This is a genomic window from Pantoea sp. RSPAM1 (genome assembly GCF_038816185.1).
Taxonomy (GTDB): Bacteria; Pseudomonadota; Gammaproteobacteria; order Enterobacterales; family Enterobacteriaceae; genus Pantoea; species Pantoea ananatis.
The window spans coordinates 2,831,595-2,852,340 of sequence record NZ_CP046137.1; the positions used below are offsets into that span (position 1 = coordinate 2,831,595).

Genomic DNA, 20,746 nt, shown 5'->3' on the forward strand with positions numbered 1-20,746 from the left:
GATTAGCTACCACCACTGAAGCAGAGTGAGCCGGTCCCTTTCCTGAGGACGGTTTAAATACCGATCCTGCCTGGCAGCACATGGCCCTCCGCTTCACCTTTCAAGCCAGCACATCAGGTTGAACGGTTACCGGGAGCACGACTCCGAATGTACAAGGCGAACAGGCGTGACGGTTAATGTGAGAGGAGTGAAACCATGTTTCCAGTCGGTATTATTGTCAGTAAAGAAACGGTCGACCTCTGTATGCTTTATGACGGCATGAAAGGTCGCGTCAAAACACGAAATATCCGCAACGACAGCAGCGCGGTTGCGCACCTACTTCGCTGCTCAGGCTTCAGCACTGCGGTCCGGAGGATGTTCATGTGGTGATGGAGGCCACCGGCGTGTATCACGAACGGCTGGCCACGGCCCTGCACGATGCGGGCTTTTATGTGTCTCTGGCCAACCCTCACCGCAGCCGGGAGTTTGCCCTAGGCATGGGGATAATGACCAAAACGGACAAGGTGGATGCGTATATGCTGGCCTGTTACGCACTGCTGAAAAAACCGCATCGGTGGGAGCCTCCCGCAGCTGATATCAGACATCTCGGCGCACTTCTGCGCCGGCGGGATGTAATACTCGCTGACGCCGTGCGTGAGGAAAACCGGCTCGAAAAATACCAGTCTACCGAAACGCCTGCAGATGTCGTCAGTTCATGCAGCAGGGTGGCGCAGCTGCTCCGTGAAGAAGTGAGAAGTATTGAACGACAGGTTAAAGCGCACATTCAGGCCAGCCAGGACCTGAAACGGGATTATGCGCTGCTGACGTCGATTAAATCTGTCGGGCCCCAGCTGGGGATGCACATGCTGGTTGTACTCCGCAGTCATCACTTTGAATCAGCAGACCAGGCGGCTGCCTTTCTGGGCGTGGTGCCTGTCAAGAAGCGTTCCGGCACCTCGGTTCGGGGAGGGCCCCGCATGTCTAAAATCGGCCCGCCTCAGCTGAGAGCAAAGCTTTACATGTCAGCTCTGTGCGGAAAGATTCATAACAAACGTATGCGTAACATTTACGAGGCAATGTGCCTGCGTGGGAAACCCAAAATGGTGGCCATTGGTGCACTGATGCGAAAACTGGTTCACTGGTGTTATGGCGTCCTGAAGACGGGAACGGCTTTTTGTGACGGAGGCCCCCGTGCTGCGCTGAATACCTGACTCAGATTGAGTTGGCACTTTACTGACAGAATCGCTCATAAGGGCAACCGGGCGGAGTCCGCTATGAGCGAAAAGCCGAAGTTAGGTGTTTATCTCAAAACAAGCGTTGTCATGCAGATATAGCAGTAGGTTAATCAATGAGGTGCAGGCCAATTTAATTGACAGCAAAATTTAGGTATAGTTGCAAACTAAGTATCGAGTTAAGGAACTTTGTATGCAGGAAAAAATGCAATGTGCGATGGCTTTTATGGAATCATATATCCATCAACTCCCACAAGAGAATCATAAAAGACGCCAATGTTTCTTGCTTTTTCTTACCGGTATAATTTGTTGCGTGGGGGGGATTGGTTGGTCTGGCGCTTATATTTATAATGATAAAGTGTATCTGGCCGTAATATGTTCAACTGTTGTCATGTTAGGCGTTTTTTCATTATATACAGCAGTTAAAGGACTCAGAAAAAGAGATATCTCTATATTCTCCCATCTTATTCTTTTTATCTGTGTAATAATTTCCCTGACTGATTATCCACTTGCTGACATCCCACGTTCGTCTCATACCTATTTGCTGGTTTACTCAATAGGTGCAATGTTATTCCTCAGGAATGAATCCACTTATCTTAAAAATTACATTCCACTATTTAGCTTATTACTCTATTTTATTTTCTCCGTCTCTGATATTAGCTTTACCTCTGAAAAATTTCACCCTCCCGTGCCGATAATGATCAATGGCGTGTATGTTAACTATGCTGTCTGCCTCCTTCTGACATTTGGTATTCTTGTTATATATCGCAGCGATTACACCAATGAGAAATATATTGAATGCGCGCTTACCAAGGCAATTTTAAGGGACGAATTATTTGTCTGTTATCAGCCACAGATAGATAATAACGGACATGTTCGATCAGCAGAAGCGCTACTTAGATGGAAGCACCCAACCAGAGGTTTCATACCTCCTGATAGTTTCATCCCTGTAGCTGAAGCTTCAGGGCTGATTATCCCTTTAGGGTACTGGGTTCTGGAACAGGTCTGTAGAGACATGAGGACAATGAATAGTCATCATATTAATTGTAAAGTGTCAGTTAATTTAAGCCCTTTACAATTAATGGATCCCTGTTTTACTCGTAATATCAAAAGTATACTTAGCAAAGAATCAATAGCATTCAGAGATATAACTTTGGAAATCACTGAAAGTACATTTTTTTATGATAAGAAAAAAATAGCCATGACTATGAATGATCTTTCAAAAAAAGGAGCATCATGGTCTCTTGACGATCTCGGTTCTGGTTATGCCTCGCTCAATGTTTTGAACGAAATGCCATTTGATGAGGTCAAAATAGACAGAGTGCTGTTGAAAAATGGAGTGAGTAACGCAAAGAACATTATCATTATTGAGAACGTAATTGAAATGGCAAAAAAAACCGGAATGCGCGTAGTCATAGAGGGAGTTGAAACTGAAGAAATTGCAAAGATCTTATTTAACATGGGAAATGTCATACTGCAGGGTTTTCATTACTCCAGACCCTTACCTGTTGACGAATTTATTACCTTTATGAAGAAAAATCATCAAGTCAGTGTTTTCAATTAATGTAATATACAGATGATATACTCTGTCTGTAATTTTTGAGTGGCAGTCCAGAGCGTGCGATTTGTACCCCATTTAAAAAATGTCCGTTTTTAATGTCGGTCTTCTTATCTTCATTTTCAAAAATGGCTTAATCGCTATAACAGTGATGTACTGGTTCAGGCATCAAAGTATCATTACACCGGTTGATCCGCTTCCCGAAGATTAGCACATTTTGATATTATCAAGGTCCGTTTCTGGCTGTGAATTCAACCGAAGGACGCACGCATGCACAACGCCTCTGATGAACAGAGCGCTGAACTGTATAGAATTTATCAGGATTCAGGAAGCAGACTGAAGCTCGCCAAAAAAGAGACGTCATTTTACTAATGCGTCTTATTGTGGCAAGAGGAGTTAAACCCTTTGATACGCTTAAATAAGAGGATCAAACAGTGGAATATCCATCGCCTGGTAAAGTCGTCTGGTGCGATAATGTCGATTAACCAGCCGTCGCTGCAACGGGCGGCAGGGAATCAGAACGCGCTTAAGCTGAATACATGTGATTTATTCTGGAAAGTCTGCCTCAGATACCACCTGAGCAGCTTCATGACGCGGGAAAGATGCTGACCAAAGGCCTGAAGAAATGAGCCCCGGCTGCAGTATCACGTCACCCTCATCGGCGAATAACGCCTTCAACTCTGCTCTGGAGAAACTGAATGTTTACCGGTTTGTCTGCTTTCCCGTTAACACCTGTCACGGCGCGTGGTGTCGATGAAGAGGGATTGACTAAGATTCTGGCTCGCCTGGCGGCAGCTGGTGTCGATTCGTTGGGTATTCTGGGTTCAACCGGTAGCTATGCCTATTTGAGCAGGGAACAGCGTAAACGCGTCGCAACGCTCGCCCGCCAGATTGCCGGGGAAATCCCCATGATGGTTTGCGTGGGTGCAATGAGCACCGATGCCGTGCTGCATCTGGCTGAAGATGCGCAGTCTGCAGGCGCTAATGCGTTGCTGCTGCCGGCGATGAGCTACCAGCCGCTGCGTAATGAAGAGGTTTATGCGTTTTATGAGACGGTTACCCGACATGTTTCAGTCCCGGTTTGTGTTTATGACAACCCACGGACCACGCATTTCACGTTCACAGATGAACTGCATGGGCAGCTGTCGTCACTGAAAGGCATTCGCTCAGTTAAAATTCCGGGCGTACCGGATAATCCCGTTGCTGCGGCTGAACGGGTCAATGCATTACGACAACATCTTCGTCAAGGCATGACCATTGGCATCAGCGGTGACGCCTTTGCCGGACTAGGGTTAAATGCCGGTTGTGAAGTCTGGTATTCCGTTTGCGGTGGTCTGTTTCCGGAAACCGCCAAACAAATTACGCAGGCCGCCGCCGTTAATGACCATGAACGCGTGACTGCCTTCACTACCCGTCTGGAACCTTTATGGGCGCTGTTTCGTAAACATGGAGGAGGCATCCGTGTAATCGCCGCTGCAGCGGGCATACTTGGGCTTACCGATCCAGACTGTCTGCCTCGTCCCCTGTTGCCGTTGTCGAAAGAGGATATTGCCGATGTCGCAGGTGTGATTGCAGATCTGGATCTTAAATAACGCGACAACAGGATCGGTTATCCGCCGATCCTCAACATATCTGGCTGGAGCATAATCTTAATGATGCGCCTTATCATCATGAGCGCCGTTGGCCGTGCCGGTTTCAGGCTCTCATGCAGAGCCTGAGATCGCGATGCCCGCTGCCCGATTTAAAGCGGGCGTTGCCTGATGGACATGTCCGGTTTGTGTCAGGCGCGGAGAGTGAAAGTCGAAAAGCGAAACCCCCTCTTTCGCTAAGCTTTATTTCTGTCGTCTGGCTGCGGCTTTTAACGTCGCCTGTCGCCTCTTTTCAATAAATGGCGCTGTTTGTTCCCGCGCCTTTCTTAACTGCTCTTCAGATGCCGTTCGGGGCGAGCCACAGGTAAACGGCGGTGCGGGATCATATTCCATATGCAATTGAATATTTTCAGCAATACTGCTCCCGTGCATTTCTGACACAACGGTGAGTGCAAAATCTATACCTGAAGTCACACCTGCGCCGGTTATACGGTTACGGTCACGGACTACGCGCTCATTTACCGGCTCCGCACCTAGCAGAGCGAGTTGGTCCAGAGAAGCCCAGTGCGTCGTTGCTTTATATCCATCCAAAAGTCCTGCTGCGCCCAGAATCAGCGAACCCGTGCAGACAGAAGTCACCAGCTTTGCTTCTTCACTTTGAAAACGGATAAATGAAAGAACGTCTTCATCATCCATCAGGTTTATCTGACCAGGCCCTCCGGGGATACAAATGACGTCCAGTTGTGGGCATGTGTTAAAAGTGGTCGTTGGCTGTATGGCCATACCACGATCGGAAACAACAAGGTCCAGGTTTTTCCAGATGAGATGAACCTTTGTATTGGGTGCCCTGACGAAAACTTCATAGGGGCCGGTAAGATCAAGCTGAGTAAGCGCAGGAAACAGGAGCAGCCCGATTGATTTGCTTGCAGAATCACGCATAGAAAATCCTTTAAACTAAAAAGATATAATGGCTTTTCTTCAATAAAGACAATCGTTGCCTAAAAACAGACGCACGCCGAATGGATGTCATGATTAACCCAGCTTTATTACCCTGGCGTTAAGCAATTTATTACTCGCCCAAACGTCAGGGTGATTGATGGGTAAAACATCCGATTCTCGCTCATCGCAGACATCACCTATCCTTAGTCGCTTTGTACCAGGAGCGGACATTGACAATTCAGCATTGCTCTGATTATTGGGGTGCAGGCCATGCCCGCTCCGTACCAGAATCGGATGCTTAATGCGGGCCAACATGTTTACATTCTAAATCGTGCAGGAGTGGTGCCAAATACTTTGCGAAACATGGCGATAAAGGCACTTACATTGTCATATCCAAGTTCCAGTGCAACGGTCGTCACTTGCTTGCCTGCGGCCAGAAGCTCAAGAGCCTTGAGTAACCGTATGCGCTGTCGCCATTCATTAAAGCTAAAACCGGTTTCGGATTTGAAACGCCGTGTAAGTGTGCGCGACGATACTCCCACCCAGAATGCCCATTCTTCAACTGTGCGACCGTCGTCTGGGCTCTTTGACAGCATTAAAGCAACTTTTAATAGCCGTACATCCTGCGGCATTGCCAGCCCAAGATTAACGCTGGGAAGTGAGGCTATTTCATCAAGGATAACGTCAGATAACCGTTTTTGAGGCGCATTAAGCTCTGCAACCTTCCATGAGGCTGCTCGTGTTATCGCTTCGCGTAGCAGATTTGTAACCGAGAGCACAGCAGGCTTATCAGGTAATGCGCCACAGGCCGCAGCAGATATATAAACACTCCATCCTGAATATGGGCCGTGCGAGCGCAGACCATGCGGAATATTTGGCGGTATCCACACGGCATGCGTTGCCGGTACGACCCAGCGGCAGTCTTCCGCATCGATTGTAAGTAGCCCATGCTCAGCACCGAGTAACTGTCCGCGAATGTGACGGTGACGCGGTGTTTCCCTTATTGCATCCGACTGGCGGGCCGCAACAATTAAAGTGGGACCATCAGAAGAATGAGCCCGGGATAATGAAATTAACGGGTCGGTCATATTGGCTTATTTGAGGTATTTATTGTCTTTTATACCGTACCGAAGCCATTGGGTCGATTGTAGAGTACGGATAACTTACGATGAGGACTGACCATGAAAATGATTTCTATTGCTAACGTATTGGATGAGATTATTAACCAACAGGAAATCCCTCTGGAGAGGATACTTAAACGCCACTTTAGCCCCGGTTATCGGCAGCGCACGGATAATGAGTGGGGAGATTTAGAAAGCTTTTCACAGCACGCCCGTAAACTTCGCGAAATAATTTCTTTCGGCAAAATTGAGGTGCATGACGAACTTCGTGATGGCAATCTCTATGCTACCAGGCATCGTGTATTGTGTACTAAGCGCAATGGGGATGAGGTGGAGATGGAAGTTTATTTTTTTGCTGAAACAGATGATTCAGGGCTATTTGTTCGTATCGAAGAAGCCACACTTATGCTTAAAGGTCTGGAAAGTGACCGGGACCTGGGAAGCGCAAGGTAACAGCTTCTAAATGCCCGCTTCTCGCTCATCGTGGAAAAAGGAATATATGTAAGCGTCCGCTTCATGCCAGAAGCGGACTTAGCTGGGATCTGAATGCATTAATGACGTGTAATCTTGTCCGGTTAACATCTTTATGCCTCTGATATTTCTCCGGCGAGCCGGAGAAATTTAACCATTTTATCGGAAGCATTCAGTCTTAACTGCATCACGTCAGCAGCAGGCGTTGTACACCGATCAGAAATGCGTCCAGCTTCCGTCTTCGTCTTCCGCGCGGGTTTTTACAGCTGCGGTTTTAAAACCCGGCCTTACAACCGTGGCGGGCACATGAGCAACGGAAAGCGCAGAAGGGCCACTCAGACTGAATACAGACACAGCCTGTAGAAGCCGTTCCGCCTGCTCCCTGAGGCTTGAAGCAGCGGAGGCCGACTCTTCAACCAGTGCAGCATTCTGCTGTGTCGTCGTGTCCATCTCCGTAACGGCAATGCCTACCTGCTCAATCCCACGAGCCTGCTCGGCACTGGCGGAGTTGATTTCTTCAACAGTGTCTGTGAGCTTTCCTACGGCGGAGAGAATTCCTGACATCGTTTCAGACGCGTGAATCACCAGTGCATTACCCTGTCCCACAGTATCAGCATTGGCTGCAATCAGCTGCCGAATCTCACCCGCAGCCGAAGCGCTTCTCTGTGCCAGTGACCTGACCTCGCTTGCCACCACCGCAAATCCCCGGCCGTGCTCGCCGGCACGGGCCGCTTCCACCGCGGCGTTCAGCGCCAGAATGTTGGTCTGAAAAGCTATGCCGTCAATGACGGCGGTGATTTCAGCGATACGGCCGGAGCTTTCGCTGATAGATTTCATTGTGCCGGTAATGGCCGTGGTGGCCTCGTTGCCTTTATTTGCCACGTCCCGAACGCTTACAGCAAGCTGGCCGGCCTGACGGGCATTGTCTGCGTTGTTTTTTACCGTCACGCCGAGCTGCGTCATGGTCGCTGATGTTTGTTCAAGGGCACTGGCCTGCTCCTCGGTACGCTGCGACAGGTCTGTGTTGCCCTGGGCAATCTGGGTACTGGCGGATGCCACGCTTTCTGCATTGCTTCTCACGAGGCTGACCGTGTTAATCAGCGAAGCCTGCATGTCATTGATGGCAGACAGCAGTATGCCTGTTTCGTCTTTACGATCTGCAGTGACGGTACCAGTAAGGTCGCCGCGCGCCACCCGGCGGGCGGCCTCAACGGCCACATTGAGTGGCCGCGTGATACTCCGGGTGATAACCCAGGCAGATACCGCGGCCAGCAACAGCGCAACCACGCCGGCAACAACTAACATCATCAGCGCACCCGAACGGTCGGCGCGAGCCTGCGCAGCGGCAGAGCTCATTCGGGCCTCCTGGAAGGTCTGCATCTCTTTCAGCGACGCCATAAAGTCTCCCTGAGTCTGGTAACGGGGGCCAAACAGGAGTTGGGTGGCATCATCGCTTTTTCCCTGTTGGGCAAGTGCCACCACCTCATCAATGAAAGGCAGAAAAAGTTCTGCATGGGCCTTGAGGCGGGTGAAAATTTCGCCTCCCTGAGGCGTATTTACCTGCTTACCAATAAGACTGATAAGACTGTCAACTTCATGTCTTTCGCCGCGATAATCGCTGATGGCTTTTTCCCTTTTTGCAACGTCTTTAAGGAGAATCGCATTACGCGCAAGCCGGCTCAGGTCTGATGTGTAGTAACGCATCGACAGAGAAGTGGAGGCTTTGGTGTAAAGACTCCCTGATATGTCATCATTGGCATTTCCGAGAGCGTTAATTTTTACGATGCCGATGAGCACCATAAACATAACAAGGAGCGCCATAAACCCGAAGGTGATACCGAGACGCACTCCGATTCTAATGTTGTTCATATTTATTCCTGGTGTAGGCGTCAGCATTCATGCATGGTGCTGACGAAAAATACTTCCCTTTAAGGAAAGATAAGTAATGTTTACAGAGCCGCATGATTTGATTGCGGTGAATGTTTTATCGGCAATTTTTAGAAAAGGTTCATGAGGCAAGGTGGAGGTCAGATGAGTGCATCAAAAAAAGAATTCACTCATTGCGAAGGGCAAGCACGGGGTTGTGCACTCCAACAGAAGCCTTCTCAAGAAGGAAACTTCAAAAGAATAATACAGGCCGCTCAGATCCAACTCTCATTTTATTGGGGCAAGTCCTGCGTTCCCGTAAATGGATCACCTGCAGAGAGAAGTCTCATTTTTGGCAATGGGCTCTAAACTCTGGCCGTTGATCGGATAGCCTGAATGACCGTTTCTCGCTCATAGCGGGCCTGAAAATAGCGTCCTGTTCGTGCCAGGAGCGGACATTGATAGCATTGTTCTATGTTAGCTTATGAGAAGCAAATCAGGATGTGCTCATTAGTGGTAAACAATCACTATCGCTTTGTCTCGCAAGCAATCTTCAGGGCTAACCCTGCCAGTACAGTACCCATAAACCAACGTTGCGCTTTTATCCATGAAGGACGACTTGAAAGAAACCCTGTTATTGAACCTGCAACAAGGACAATCACGGAATTTACCATCAGGCTCATAAAGATTTGGACACATCCCAGGGCAAGTGACTGACTTAGAACGCTGCCATGGTCTGGTTGAATAAATTGTGGAAGCAAAGATAAATACATGATGGCAATTTTAGGGTTAGCGAGATTAGTAATGAAGCCCATCATAAAGAGTTTATTAGGGCCATCAACCGACATCTCTTTAACGGAAAAAGGGGCATTTCCACCGGGTTTTAAAGCTTGCCAGGCGAGATAGAGAAGGTAAGCAGCTCCGCCAAAACGAAGTAAATCATAGGCATAAGGAATGGCAAACACAAATGCTGTTATGCCGAATGCTGCACAAAGCATGTAGAAGACAAAGCCAAGCGCAATGCCCCCCAGGGAAATAAGCCCAGCGCGTTTTCCCTGGCAAATGGAGCGAGAAATTAAATAGATCATGTTTGGGCCGGGAGTTAATACCATTCCTAGCGCAACCAGACCAAAAGTAAGAATATGTACGTAATCAGGCATAACTTATCTCCAGGGAAGGTTATGCCCAGACGCGCGGCTAGCAATGACCCATGCTCCCCGATAGTGATCTATCTTTAAGCGTCAGTAACATGAGCGCATTTATTATTACACAATATCAACGACACAGGGCTTCGCAAATAATAAACATTGATTGCTGCGACAGTGAGCATTTTACTCTATTCTCGGGGCCTTATGGTTATGGCCGCCGAAATGGGCCTAAATGCCTGTATATGCCGAATTAACCGCTTACTTAAGTCCCAGATCCTCAGTACTCAGGACACTTCAAGGTGAGTATGGATTCCAAACTTCCACTGCGCACTCGCAACTGACGTCCGGCTCGGTTAACTGACCGTACCGTGCCAGGAGCGGACATCGCCAGATCCGTACTGTGTTATTATCTACAGTAGGGCAATGCTTATCAAAAACATGCATCTATCATTATTCGTTTGACATGAGGGTATATTGAATCCAAATGAGTTCGTTTAAAAAGCTAACTACGTTAAACCTTGCATCCAAAACCGACTGAGTTCTGCAGCGGAAATAGCGGACGTGGGCAGCAGGGGTTCAGGTTGTTCACAAAAAATCTTCTTAGCAAATTGTCTTCCAACCAACTGTGCTGCTGAGGTCTTTATATGCCTGTGTTGGTAGAATCCTTGCAGAGCACTCTCCATATCTTCGGTTTCATTCAGTAAACGAGCAAGATGCCAGGCATCTTCCAGCGCCTGACATGCTCCCTGTCCAGATGTCGGCAAGGATGCATGAGCTGCGTCTCCAATTATTAAGATATTACCCTGATGCCAAAATGGGAGAGGATCAATGTCATGAACAAAAATACCATTCACTGATGAACGCTCACATGACAGCAGCATATTCTGCACAGGATCAGGCCAGTTCCGAAAACGCCGGTGCAATTCATCGCCCCAATGCGTCGGGGTATGTTCATTGTCAGCAGGCGCGTTCCAGGCTCCTGCCCAATAGCACCACCCATCATTCACTGGTACTATTCCAAAACGCTCACCTTGACCGCGAAATTCATCAATAGCGTTTTTCAGGATGCCCTTACGTTGTTTTCCTATACCTATTACGTTCACAAAACCATGATAACGAGCAGTGACTTTCTCCGTATATAATGCGCGGCGGACGACTGAATTCATACGCCCGTCTGCCCCGACTACCAGATCAAATTGATGGCTCAACTTCATCACGTCCGTTGCAGTGATCACACAATTGAACTTGATCCCCCTATCCAGACTCTCTAACTCACCGGCCAATAAGCTCATGAGTTCACGCCTTAAAACTGCCACACTGGGAAAACCGCAAAGTGAGTTTACCGTTAATATATTGAACTCAGACTGAAGGAGGCCATGCTGATCAAACTGCCGCATTATGCGTGGTGTGTCCCCCACTTTCATGACCTTTTTGTCCAGCCCCAACTTCTGCATAACGAACATGGCATTGGGCCATAACGTCACACCCGCGCCCATAGACAACACGTTGCTGCCACGCTCAAACAGGCTGACTTGATGGCCCTGCCTGGTTGCGAGGATTGCCAGAGACATTCCAGCAATCCCGGCACCTATGATGGCAATTCTCTTAGTTCTGGTCATCATTACCTTCCTATTACCAAAGTTAACGGAAATTGTAATGACCACCTGATTAGTGATAAATATGGAATTATAGTTTTGTTAATCTTATTTTTTGGGATAATAAATGATTGAGAAATTAGAAATGCAGTGGCTGATCTGCTTCCAGGCCGTTTATGAAAAGTTGAGTTTTAAGCTCGCGGCAGATCAGCTTCAATTGCCATCATCCAATGTCAGTCGACATGTCGCTTTACTTGAACAACAACTTCATGTGCGGCTGCTGGAGCGCACGACGCGTAAGATAATACCAACCGCAGCTGGGAAACTGCTGTATCAATCCATCACGCCGCTCACTCACGCTTTGGATCATGCTCTGGAGCAAGTATCATTATTTGGTGATTCACTATCAGGCCACCTGAAGATCATTACACCAGACCTTCCATTTATGGCAGACATTCTCGCTGACTTCTGCATTCAGCATCCACAAATACAGCTCAGTTGTGACACACAATTAGATCCCACTGAGGGACTACTGGATGGATTCGATCTGGTATTGCGCTTTGGACGTGGGCCACTGGAGGATTCTTGCTGGGTTGCCAGAGAAATTCTGCGCTGGCCGAGTTGTGTGGTAGCCGCACCAGAACTTCTGGAACGTCATCCACCACCACAATTAGTTGATGACCTAACTAAAATCCCCTGTATTACAAGTATGTCGGTGCTCCAGGGAATGCCTTGGAGATTCAAACAGAACCAAACCGTCCAGGTACAGTCCAGCTACAAGGTGAACAGTGGACAGATGGCCAAGGCTGCGGCGCTAAAAGGACTTGGTTTCGCCATTTTGCCTCTTCATGCCTGTGAATCAGAAATCAACAACGGCTCGCTTGTTAAAATTAACTGTAATCGCGAACCTGAAGATCTGGTGCTATACGCGCTCTATTCCGGCAGAAAATATTTACAGGTCAAAGTGAAGGTGTTTCTAGAACACCTGCAATCGGCTATTACCCATTTGGGTATACACATTAAGGAAGGAGTGTGACTGACTAAGCAATCCAATACATTGAACCAGGTGGAAAGAAAAGCTGGCGAAACTTTTTGTAGGTGAAGCTTTTTCCAGATAGCGGCCCCAAGCTGACTTAAGCCTTTTGTTGAAAACATCTCGATCTAAATATGCCGTCTGAGCGTCCACTTTTCGCTCATGGCGAAAATCGGCCTGTTCCTAATTCCGCATCGTGCCAGAAGCGGACATGATTAGCAATTTAATCGTTCAAGCCCGATCCGCCTGATTTAACAGCCTTGACACTGACGCTGACATTCAGTCTTTTCGCTTCCATGGTTATCATTTTTTGAGCAAGAGCCATGTCCCCACCATGCACCCGGTCTATCAATGTCTGTACGATCGTCATCATTAGAAATTGCTGATTGGCAGGATAAAAATCTGCCATATTTATACCATGATCTGATAGTTGCTGGTGCGCGGCTTTCTCTGTTTTTTCAACTATGTTAGCCACTTCCTCAGTCATTTTATCTATATGGCTGAAGACAACACGATTGATAATGTCAATTTGTTCAGGAGTGAAGGTCTTTTCCATCCGGACTCGCCTCTCAATGCTGTAAGTATCCTGGAGGATATCATATCTTGACCAGACGCGACTGAATGACCGGATGCGTGATTTTGCCTTGTCTTTACTGGTCAGGGTTAACGGCCTTTTTCGCAAAGATCAGTAAGGGATCATTATTTAAGTTCAGCACTATGTCCGATTTTCGCTCATCGCGGACCTCGCGATGCTTCAGGCGGTCCCCACCGTGCCTGGAGCGTAACTTGCTTACAACGTACTATGTTAATTTGCTGGGTGCTGGTCGCCTTACCTGTTATGAACTTGAAGATAACCTTGAGCGCATATGCGGGTGATTTTAAAGTCTGACGCACGGTTTTAAGAGGGTCATTCCTTTTTGAGAAGCCGACTACAGCTGCTGGAGCGACCTGATGATCGTCTCATTCATTTCGCATACCGCCTCTTCGCGTCGGCGATAGTAGGTCCATTTGCCTACCTTACTGGCCTCAAGCAGACCGGCATCGTGCAGCGCTTTAAGACACAGCGATGTAGCGGGCTGTGAAAGGCCCGCTTTGTCCTGAATCAGACTGGCACAGACACCGTACTGATCGAAGGGATAGAGCTGAGAATAATCAGCAAAGGCTTCGTCAGGGTTTTTAAGCCATTTGAGCACCGCTACCCGTGTCGGGTTGGCCAGTAATTTAATGGCATTTTCGGGTGTCATGCCGTCTTCAAACCTCAAGCAGAATAAAAAGGATAGTCAGTATAGCCTTTCTGGCTTCCACCATACAGTGAGGCGCTATCGACCTCGTTCAGCGGATAGCCCATTTTAAAACGCGCCGGTAAATCGGGGTTAGCGATAAACGTGCGCCCGAAGCCAAACAGATCTCCCCATCCCTTTTCCAGCATGCGCTCAGCTTTTTCTTTGGTGTAACGGCCCGAATACATAATGGGCGAACGGAAGGCTTCGCGAAGCGCTTTACGAAAATCTTCAGGCATATCCGGGCTGTTGTCCCAGTCAGCTTCGGCGATGGAGAGATATCCCGTTTCGAGCGCGTTCAGCATCTGGGCCGCACGAAGGTAGGTAGCCTGCGGATCGCTCTCCACCAGCCCCAGATAAACGCGCTCTTCCTCCGTGCTTGAGAACAGAGGCGCGAAACGCACGCCAACACGATGACTGCCAAACACTGAACTCACGGCCTCGGTCACTTCACGCAGGAAGCGCAGGCGGTTATCAAGCGAACCGCCATATTCATCGGTGCGGAAGTTAGTATGTTCAGAAATAAACTGATTGATCAGATAACCATTAGCGGCATGCAGTTCGACACCGTCAAAGCCCGCTTTTTTGGCATTCTCCGCCGCCGTACGGTACATCGCCACAATCGCTTTCACTTCCGATGTGGTTAACTCGCGTGGCATGCTGGGTTCCGTCAGGACACCAGCACCGGGCCCGGTTTCGATAAACACCCGCACGCCGCTGGCGGCAACGGCTGAAGGTGCAACAGGTGGCTGCTTTCCGGGCTGCAGTTCATTGTGCGATACGCGACCAACGTGCCAGAGCTGGCAAAAGAGGATCCCACCTTCTGCATGAACGGCGTCGGTCACTTTTCGCCAACCCGCGATTTGTGCTTCGCTGTGGATGCCAGGTGTCCAGGCATATCCCTGTCCGCGTGGCTCAATTTGCGTCCCTTCGGTCACCATAAATCCCGCACTGGCACGCTGGCGATAGTAGTCCACCATCATCGTGCCGGGTACGTTGCCCGGCTGCTCACTGCGGCAACGGGTTAGCGGTGGGAGTGCAATACGGTTACGCAAGCTGAGATCACCCAGCGTCAGGGGCGCGAAGAGAGACGACATAACAAATATCCTGTGAGAAGAAAGAAAGGCGAAATTATATTTACACATTTAAATTTGTAAATGTGTAATTTGTGCGGTCATACTGCCCTGCTCCCTGTTAATGAGTCAGTGACGACGCCAACAAAACCGCTCTCCGCATCAGGAAAACGGTGGATGTCTCCTCCTCGCGCACAGCGAACACGATCCCGCGCGCATTCTCAATCCGATGTCGTGCGGAGCAGGCGTTGCGCCTGGTGCGAAGCGATCGCCGATGCGGTGATGTCATCGACATCCACAGAAATTAACTCTCCTCCCTGATGCTGATTATCCCGCACGCACGCAGCGTTAACGGGCGCGGTTAATCTCTGCCAGGCGACCTAATCCAGCAGTCGGTATTTTTCGGTAAAACGCATCTTTGGCGCAGAAGGTCAGCAAGCCTGGATTGAGCATCTCAAACACGACAGAGCATTGGGGCCGTTTGTCATCCCCCTTGCATCAGCAATGGCTGAAGATGTGTACCGGCATGGCGTCCACTGTCTTCCGGGGGCGGTAACAGCCGTTTGCAGAGGCTGCCCTGAACAGGCAGCCGCTCAATTTCGCGCAAACGGCTCGGGGCGATCAGGTACGCTACAGGTCCAACGCGAGCCAGCCTCCGCGCGCATAGCGCGCCAAACCTGCCGCCTCAAAGCGCCAAAGATGGAGCCAGCCGTTATCCAGCAGTTGCCGGATGACCTCATGCTTTCCGATTACCGCTTCGATGGCCGTTTGCGGTGCGTCGATAACCACTGTCAGGCGCAGCGGCTCGTGCATCCACCGCTCGCCGTCGTGGAGCGACTGGCGTGACAAGCCGATGCGCAGATCGCCGCCGTTGCCCTCAAAGACGCCGAGATGTCCACCCACCACGTTATGCAGCACCTTGTTGCCGCTGCCCAGTCGCTGCGGATCGCAAGTGGATGCGTGATACTGCCAGTTGATCCAGTGTGTAACCAGCATCGGGGCGGTCATTAAACCTTCAAGCAGACTACCGTCAACATCCTGACTGGCGTCGTAGTCATGCAGAAAACTGCGCCCGCTCAGCACTACGCCGCGGCTACGGTGACGCGGCGCGATCAGAAAGGCTGCGTTACCCGCGAGTCCCCATTCAGGTCGGGTTTGCGCGCCGTCGTTAGCGCGACGGCGTAACTGACCCAGTAACACATCCTCAAGCGCTTGTGGGTCCAGCTGCAGGCCGGGCGCCCGCTCACGGCGTACCTGGTCGCAGGCTTGATGAAAAATCGGTTGTATCCTTTCACAGCGTGCACGGGCCGCCTGGGGCAACAGGTCGAGATCGAACCACTCGATTTCATCGGTGGTCGTGTTGTGCAGCGCAGCCACGAACGCCGTTGAATCAGGAACGTCCACGCCTTGCAGTTTCAGCCCCTGGCGAACCGCCGGTTCATTGAGCAACTGGGCCAGGCTGCGCACATTCACTTCGCCGGTCTGGCCACAGCAGGCACCACAGTCCAGTGCCGCTGCGTGAGCATTGTTAGCTGACTGGCTGCCATGACCGACAAGGAGCACTGTCGGAGCCAGACGTTGCGCCAGGCCCATGGCATGAAGAACCCCCGCCGCCAGCTTAACTTTAGCCTCTGTATTCAGCCCAACCAACTGTGGACGGCAGATCGCGCGGTAACGCGCAGCCAGGCCAGCCAGATCGTCCCTGGCACGTGCTTTTTTGCCCGGCAGTAACCCCTTGACCAGCTTGACGGAGTAGCCCAGTCCGACCGCTTCTACAAAGGAGAAGGCGGAACCGGGCCAGTGGCTAACGGCATTCCACTGATCGGCCATGGCAAATCGGGCCTGACGCGATCTACTTGCTGCGTTTTGCAGCGCGGTATCGGCCCGGGATGGCGTCGAATTCGCGCTCACAATCCGGTCGTTGACCTCGATGGAAGGCGCAAGTAAGCCGGGTAACTGGGGGCGCCGGGCTTGGGTAGCAAGAGGCGTGTACGCAACCGGAAGGCCGAAGAACCCCGCAAAGCCGAGCGTCTGAATGCCAGGACTCGCGGCCTCCAGGGCGCGGCGCAACGGTTCACTGCGAACATCAATGCAGAAAGCGGCCTGGACGTCGATCGCCTCAGCGCCCACATCCTGCCCCCTGGCCAGCCGATGCGCCAACTCACGCTGATAGCCAATCTCCAGCGCCAGCTGCCACACTTCGTCAATCCGCATCGCGTTTTCGGTCTCCTCCAGCACATGAGGAGCCTGAGTCCAGGCCTGCTGAACGGAAGCAAATGCTTGCCGGGTGGCGGCATCCTCTTTGCATTCTAAAAGGATGATGCCCCAGGCCAGACGAATAGCCAGTAACTCACGCAGGTGCGCATCCTCACCGCCCGCCAGTCCCGCCTGCCAGCCGAGATACGCGCACCAGGAAGCCCAGCCATTAACGGTAAGCAGCACCGACTCCAGATAATCTGCCCACACGGTTTCAGGCAGGCCAAGCCGCTCAATGACCCAGCCTTCAGCGTCCATGGCGTTATCCGGTACCGCTTTGATAGCCTGCCTGATGTTCGGCAAGCCCATTAACAGGCCAATGCCATGGTCGTGCTTCAGCGTGTCGAGCCAGAAGGCATATAAGCCCTGATGACGCTCAGGCTGCCAGCTCGCCTGGTGTTCGTCGAAGTAAGCCGCACAGGTTTGGCTAACCTGATGCGTGATGGCTTGCCGCCAGGATAACCTTTTGTGGCGATGGGGATCGTTGTCGAGCACATCGATCAGCAGCGGTAACTGTACTTGCAGGCTACCTGCTTGCAGCGCCTGCGTGCACTGTTCAACCGTCAGGCCGGCCGCTTGCGCCTCAGGTAGCTGGTGCAGCGCCTGGGTGAGATCGGCAACGCTAATACGCCCCTCACGCCAGGCCTGCATCTGCCGATCGCGCGGTGGGAAAACCTGAATACCGCCGAGCGCAGCCATGCGCGCGGCCACCCTGCGCACTGGCATGCCAATACGCGCCCAATGAGGATTGACAGCGATGGCGCGATCCAGTGGCCATGCCGGTGCAATCGCCTGGCAGGCGCGGTGGCAAGCTTGCTCGATGGCGGCCTGGCGTGAATCTGCATTGCGTGCGGATTGCGTCAGGTTCGCCGGCACGGATTTCTCTTTGTTGGTCAGTGTATCCATCAGGAAACGCTCCGGGTTGTCAGTGTTATTCAGCGCGGCCTGTCAGCAACAGGTGCATCAGGTATTACAGGTTGAACGGGCGAGGCATTGCCGGATGACCAGGTCGTTGGCCACAGGAGCAGCGTCAGGCGCGTGTAGGCTTCATCCAGGTAAAATCCCGCGTAGCTCCAGCGACGCCAGCGCGACAGGCGTTGTGGCTGCTTTTGCAGCAACACCTGGCACAGATACAAGGCCGCCATTCCTGCCAGCGCGATCAGGCCCAGACGTTCATCGGGAGCATCCTGCAGGCCGAGCGGCAGCGCATGCAGAAAAAGGGCAATCATCGACAGGCCGATAACAGTGAAGAGCCCGAAAAGAAGCTGTGAGGCACGTGAAGCGCCGTCGTCATGCGCATCAGGCAACCACAACAAGGGCGCCCACGCCATGCCCAACACCCCGCTCCACCACCAGGGCCAGGCGGCCAGATCTGCCAGCATCAGCACCAGGAAAACCGCTGAAATCGTCAGCACTGGAGCGAGCATCACACTCAGGGTGCCGGGCAACGAGGTCCGGTGCAGTATCTGCTGGCGAGTTTGTCTTACGCTTTCTGAAGCGGACAGGAAAGCATGGGCTTTGTAGAGCGAATGACCAATGAGATGCAGAGCCGCCAGGGTGTAAAGGCCGAGCGCGCACTCAAGCAGCAAGAAGCCCATCTGCGCGACGGTGGACCAGGCCAGCCGTACTTTTACGCTGATGCGCGTCAGCATGACAATGCCTGCCAGTACAGCGGTCATCAGCGCGAAAACCAGTAACAACACGCGCGCAGCACCTGCCTGTTCTAGCATCGGGGCGAAGCGAATCAGGACAAATCCGCCAAGATTAACGACGCCTGCATGCAACAGCGCAGATACCGGCGTTGGCGCTTCCATCACCTGTATCAACCAGCCATGCACCGGCAACAAGGCCGTGCGAAGAATAACCGCCATCACGAGCATAACGGCGCTCGCCTGCAAGGGCACGGACGCCCCCTGCTGGGCAATGTGCGTCCACAAGGCTGACAGCGAGAAACTACCCACTTCCCACCAGGCCAGCGCGGAAGCGCCGAGCAACATCACGTCTGCTATCCGGTCAGCAATATACTTTTTGTGTGCCGCAAACAGGGCAAAGGGGCGATCGGGATAGAAGCAAAGCAGCTGCTGTAGCGCCAGGCCTACAGCGGCCCAGGCGGCAATGAGTAACAGCCAGTTATCGGCCAACAAGAGCAGATGAACACTGCCCAGTACAGCGGACAGTGCGCCAATGTAGCGCCGCTGGTTCGCTTCCCCTTCAAGGTAACGTACAGAAAATGATGCGATGACTTTGCCAAGCAGTTGCACCAGCAAAGCCAGCACCAGGCCAAAGGTCGTTGCTTTGACTAAACCGTGCCATTGCGCCCCACTGGTGCCCGCGGCAAGAGACGCACCTGCGAAGGCAATAGCGCCATATGACACAATCTGCAGCACACGCCACAGCGCCGTTGTAGACATCCCACTTAAACGTGTGAGCCCTGCTAAGCCCGCCATTAAAACCGCAGGAGCCAAAAAACAAACCAGGTATAAAACTTCAAGGATTTTCATCGCACAGCCCTTATAAATGTGACTGAGCCTATGTTCCTTGACGGTAAGTATTCTGTAAAATATATTTATTTTAATAAATCAATACCAAAAATAGAACGAATGAACCTCAACCAGCTGAACTTTCATCACCTTTTCTATTTTTGGCGAGTCGCCAGGCTCGGGCACCTGACGCGTGCGGCCGAAGAGCTGGCGACCTCACAATCAGCCGTTTCAGTGCAAATCCGACAGCTTGAGGACCGGCTGGGAGAAAGTTTGTTAATCCGTAAAGGCCGCCGCCTGATCCTGACGGACACAGGTCAGTTGGTCATGGCTTATGCTGATAACATCTTTGGGCTCAGTCAGGAGATGTTGGGACGCTTAAAAGGCCGCTCTGCCGGTGTTACACGGCTGCGCGTGGGCAGCGTGGCAACCCTGTCGCGCAACTATCAGGAAAACTGGATTCGACCTGCACTTGCCGATCCTGGTGTGGTGCTGACGCTGGAGTCCGGATTACTGGAAGGCCTGCTGGTCAGGCTGATGCAACATCAGCTCGATGTGGTGCTGGCCAATGAAACCGTTCCCGTGGATACCGATCGCCCTTTGCACTTCGTGTTTCTGGGCAGTCAGTCCATCTCTTTGGTCGGCCCGGCGAGCAAATGGGCATCGCGCAGTCTGCGCATCCCGGAAGATTTGGATGGCGTGGAGATTGCCCTGCCCGGCCCACGCCATACCTTGCGCGCGCAGTTTGATGCGCTGTGTTCCACAGCGGGCGTAAGGCCCAGAGTGCGCGCTGAAGTCGATGACATGGCGATGCTGCGTCTGATCGCGCGTGACAGCGGCTGGCTCACCGTATTGCCCGAGGTCGTCGTTCAGGATGAACTGCGCAGCGGATTGCTCGTCACCGTTGGCCAGTCTGCGGAACTCCAGGAGCGTTTCTACGCCATTACGACGCCTCAACGTCACCGTATCGACGTGCTTGAACAACTTCTGACGGGCCAAAAACGCCAGGTGCACGATTAAGCATCACCGCTATCGCTCTTTGCCTGCTAATGGGCAAAGAGCGGGCAAATGCCACGATCGGCAGGTCAGTCTTATCGTATTTCTCTGCTGGCAGTTGTCTGTGTCC

At 51.4% G+C, this 20,746-nt stretch carries 15 protein-coding genes, 3 pseudogenes and 1 riboswitch; of the genes and pseudogenes, 7 read left to right on the top strand and 11 right to left on the bottom strand.

The window, feature by feature from the left end:
* Positions 1-195 precede the first annotated feature (195 nt).
* The 4 genes and pseudogenes from GKC68_RS13755 (at position 196) to GKC68_RS13770 (ending at position 4,361) form a co-directional block, all read left to right on the top strand.
* Positions 196-1,190: pseudogene (locus tag GKC68_RS13755) on the top strand (IS110 family transposase).
* A 214-nt stretch (positions 1,191-1,404) separates the two neighbouring features.
* The gene (locus GKC68_RS13760; protein ID WP_342656263.1) at positions 1,405-2,775 is read left to right on the top strand and encodes an EAL domain-containing protein; all 1,371 of its coding nucleotides are present in this window, start codon (positions 1,405-1,407) and stop codon (positions 2,773-2,775) included.
* 368 nt (positions 2,776-3,143) lie between these two features.
* Positions 3,144-3,438, top strand: a pseudogene (locus GKC68_RS13765) (hypothetical protein); the annotation flags it as partial.
* Positions 3,439-3,467: 29 nt separating this feature from the next.
* On the top strand, positions 3,468-4,361 hold the full coding sequence (locus GKC68_RS13770; RefSeq protein ID WP_047714414.1) for a dihydrodipicolinate synthase family protein: 894 nt from the start codon (positions 3,468-3,470) through the stop codon (positions 4,359-4,361).
* Between the two features lie 240 nt (positions 4,362-4,601).
* Here GKC68_RS13770 and GKC68_RS13775 read toward each other — a convergent pair whose 3' ends face one another.
* The 3 genes and pseudogenes from GKC68_RS13775 to GKC68_RS13785 form a co-directional block, all read right to left on the bottom strand.
* The gene (locus GKC68_RS13775; RefSeq protein WP_047714413.1) at positions 4,602-5,297 is read right to left on the bottom strand and encodes a DJ-1/PfpI family protein; all 696 of its coding nucleotides are present in this window, start codon (positions 5,295-5,297) and stop codon (positions 4,602-4,604) included.
* A gap of 317 nt (positions 5,298-5,614) precedes the next feature.
* Positions 5,615-6,076 carry an AraC family transcriptional regulator gene (locus tag GKC68_RS13780; protein ID WP_317983314.1) on the bottom strand — a complete coding sequence of 154 codons (462 nt, stop codon included), beginning with the start codon at positions 6,074-6,076 and terminating at the stop codon, positions 5,615-5,617.
* 69 nt (positions 6,077-6,145) lie between these two features.
* Positions 6,146-6,385 (bottom strand): annotated as a pseudogene (locus tag GKC68_RS13785) (AraC family ligand binding domain-containing protein); the annotation flags it as partial.
* Positions 6,386-6,484: 99 nt separating this feature from the next.
* Here GKC68_RS13785 and GKC68_RS13790 point away from each other — a divergent pair.
* On the top strand, positions 6,485-6,871 hold the full coding sequence (locus GKC68_RS13790) for a nuclear transport factor 2 family protein (RefSeq protein WP_342656896.1): 387 nt from the start codon (positions 6,485-6,487) through the stop codon (positions 6,869-6,871).
* Between the two features lie 234 nt (positions 6,872-7,105).
* Here the strand turns inward: GKC68_RS13790 and GKC68_RS13795 are convergent, their stop codons facing one another.
* The 3 genes from GKC68_RS13795 to GKC68_RS13805 form a co-directional block, all read right to left on the bottom strand.
* Positions 7,106-8,758 carry a methyl-accepting chemotaxis protein gene (locus GKC68_RS13795; RefSeq protein ID WP_264228245.1) on the bottom strand — a complete coding sequence of 551 codons (1,653 nt, stop codon included), beginning with the start codon at positions 8,756-8,758 and terminating at the stop codon, positions 7,106-7,108.
* A gap of 524 nt (positions 8,759-9,282) precedes the next feature.
* Positions 9,283-9,915 carry a LysE family translocator gene (locus GKC68_RS13800; RefSeq protein ID WP_342656264.1) on the bottom strand — a complete coding sequence of 211 codons (633 nt, stop codon included), beginning with the start codon at positions 9,913-9,915 and terminating at the stop codon, positions 9,283-9,285.
* A 16-nt stretch (positions 9,916-9,931) separates the two neighbouring features.
* A riboswitch (ZMP/ZTP riboswitch) is annotated at positions 9,932-10,014 on the bottom strand.
* A gap of 395 nt (positions 10,015-10,409) precedes the next feature.
* Positions 10,410-11,525 (bottom strand): FAD-dependent monooxygenase, encoded by a 1,116-nt coding sequence (locus GKC68_RS13805; protein WP_230624268.1) that lies wholly within the window; start codon positions 11,523-11,525, stop codon positions 10,410-10,412.
* 100 nt (positions 11,526-11,625) lie between these two features.
* On the opposite strand from GKC68_RS13805, the gene GKC68_RS13810 reads away from it, so the two are divergent.
* Complete coding sequence (locus GKC68_RS13810; protein WP_026020967.1) at positions 11,626-12,534, top strand: LysR family transcriptional regulator; 909 nt, start codon at positions 11,626-11,628, stop codon at positions 12,532-12,534.
* A gap of 220 nt (positions 12,535-12,754) precedes the next feature.
* Here the strand turns inward: GKC68_RS13810 and GKC68_RS13815 are convergent, their stop codons facing one another.
* From GKC68_RS13815 to GKC68_RS13835, 5 genes are all read right to left on the bottom strand, one after another.
* On the bottom strand, positions 12,755-13,087 hold the full coding sequence (locus GKC68_RS13815) for a hypothetical protein (protein ID WP_047714410.1): 333 nt from the start codon (positions 13,085-13,087) through the stop codon (positions 12,755-12,757).
* 373 nt (positions 13,088-13,460) lie between these two features.
* A complete protein-coding gene (locus GKC68_RS13820; protein WP_342656265.1) occupies positions 13,461-13,775 on the bottom strand; it encodes a helix-turn-helix transcriptional regulator in 315 nt (104 codons plus the stop codon).
* Positions 13,776-13,789: 14 nt separating this feature from the next.
* A complete protein-coding gene (locus GKC68_RS13825) occupies positions 13,790-14,908 on the bottom strand; it encodes an alkene reductase (protein WP_028722859.1) in 1,119 nt (372 codons plus the stop codon).
* A gap of 606 nt (positions 14,909-15,514) precedes the next feature.
* Positions 15,515-18,046, bottom strand: a complete 2,532-nt coding sequence (locus tag GKC68_RS13830) for a DUF2309 domain-containing protein (RefSeq protein ID WP_028722860.1) — start codon at positions 18,044-18,046, stop codon at positions 15,515-15,517.
* Positions 18,047-18,075: 29 nt separating this feature from the next.
* Entirely contained in the window at positions 18,076-19,641 is a 1,566-nt protein-coding gene (locus tag GKC68_RS13835; protein ID WP_263794228.1) for an NADH-quinone oxidoreductase subunit L, read from the bottom strand.
* A gap of 12 nt (positions 19,642-19,653) precedes the next feature.
* Here GKC68_RS13835 and GKC68_RS13840 point away from each other — a divergent pair, with 12 nt between their 5' ends.
* The gene (locus GKC68_RS13840; RefSeq protein ID WP_342656897.1) at positions 19,654-20,640 is read left to right on the top strand and encodes a LysR family transcriptional regulator; all 987 of its coding nucleotides are present in this window, start codon (positions 19,654-19,656) and stop codon (positions 20,638-20,640) included.
* Positions 20,641-20,746 lie beyond the last annotated feature (106 nt).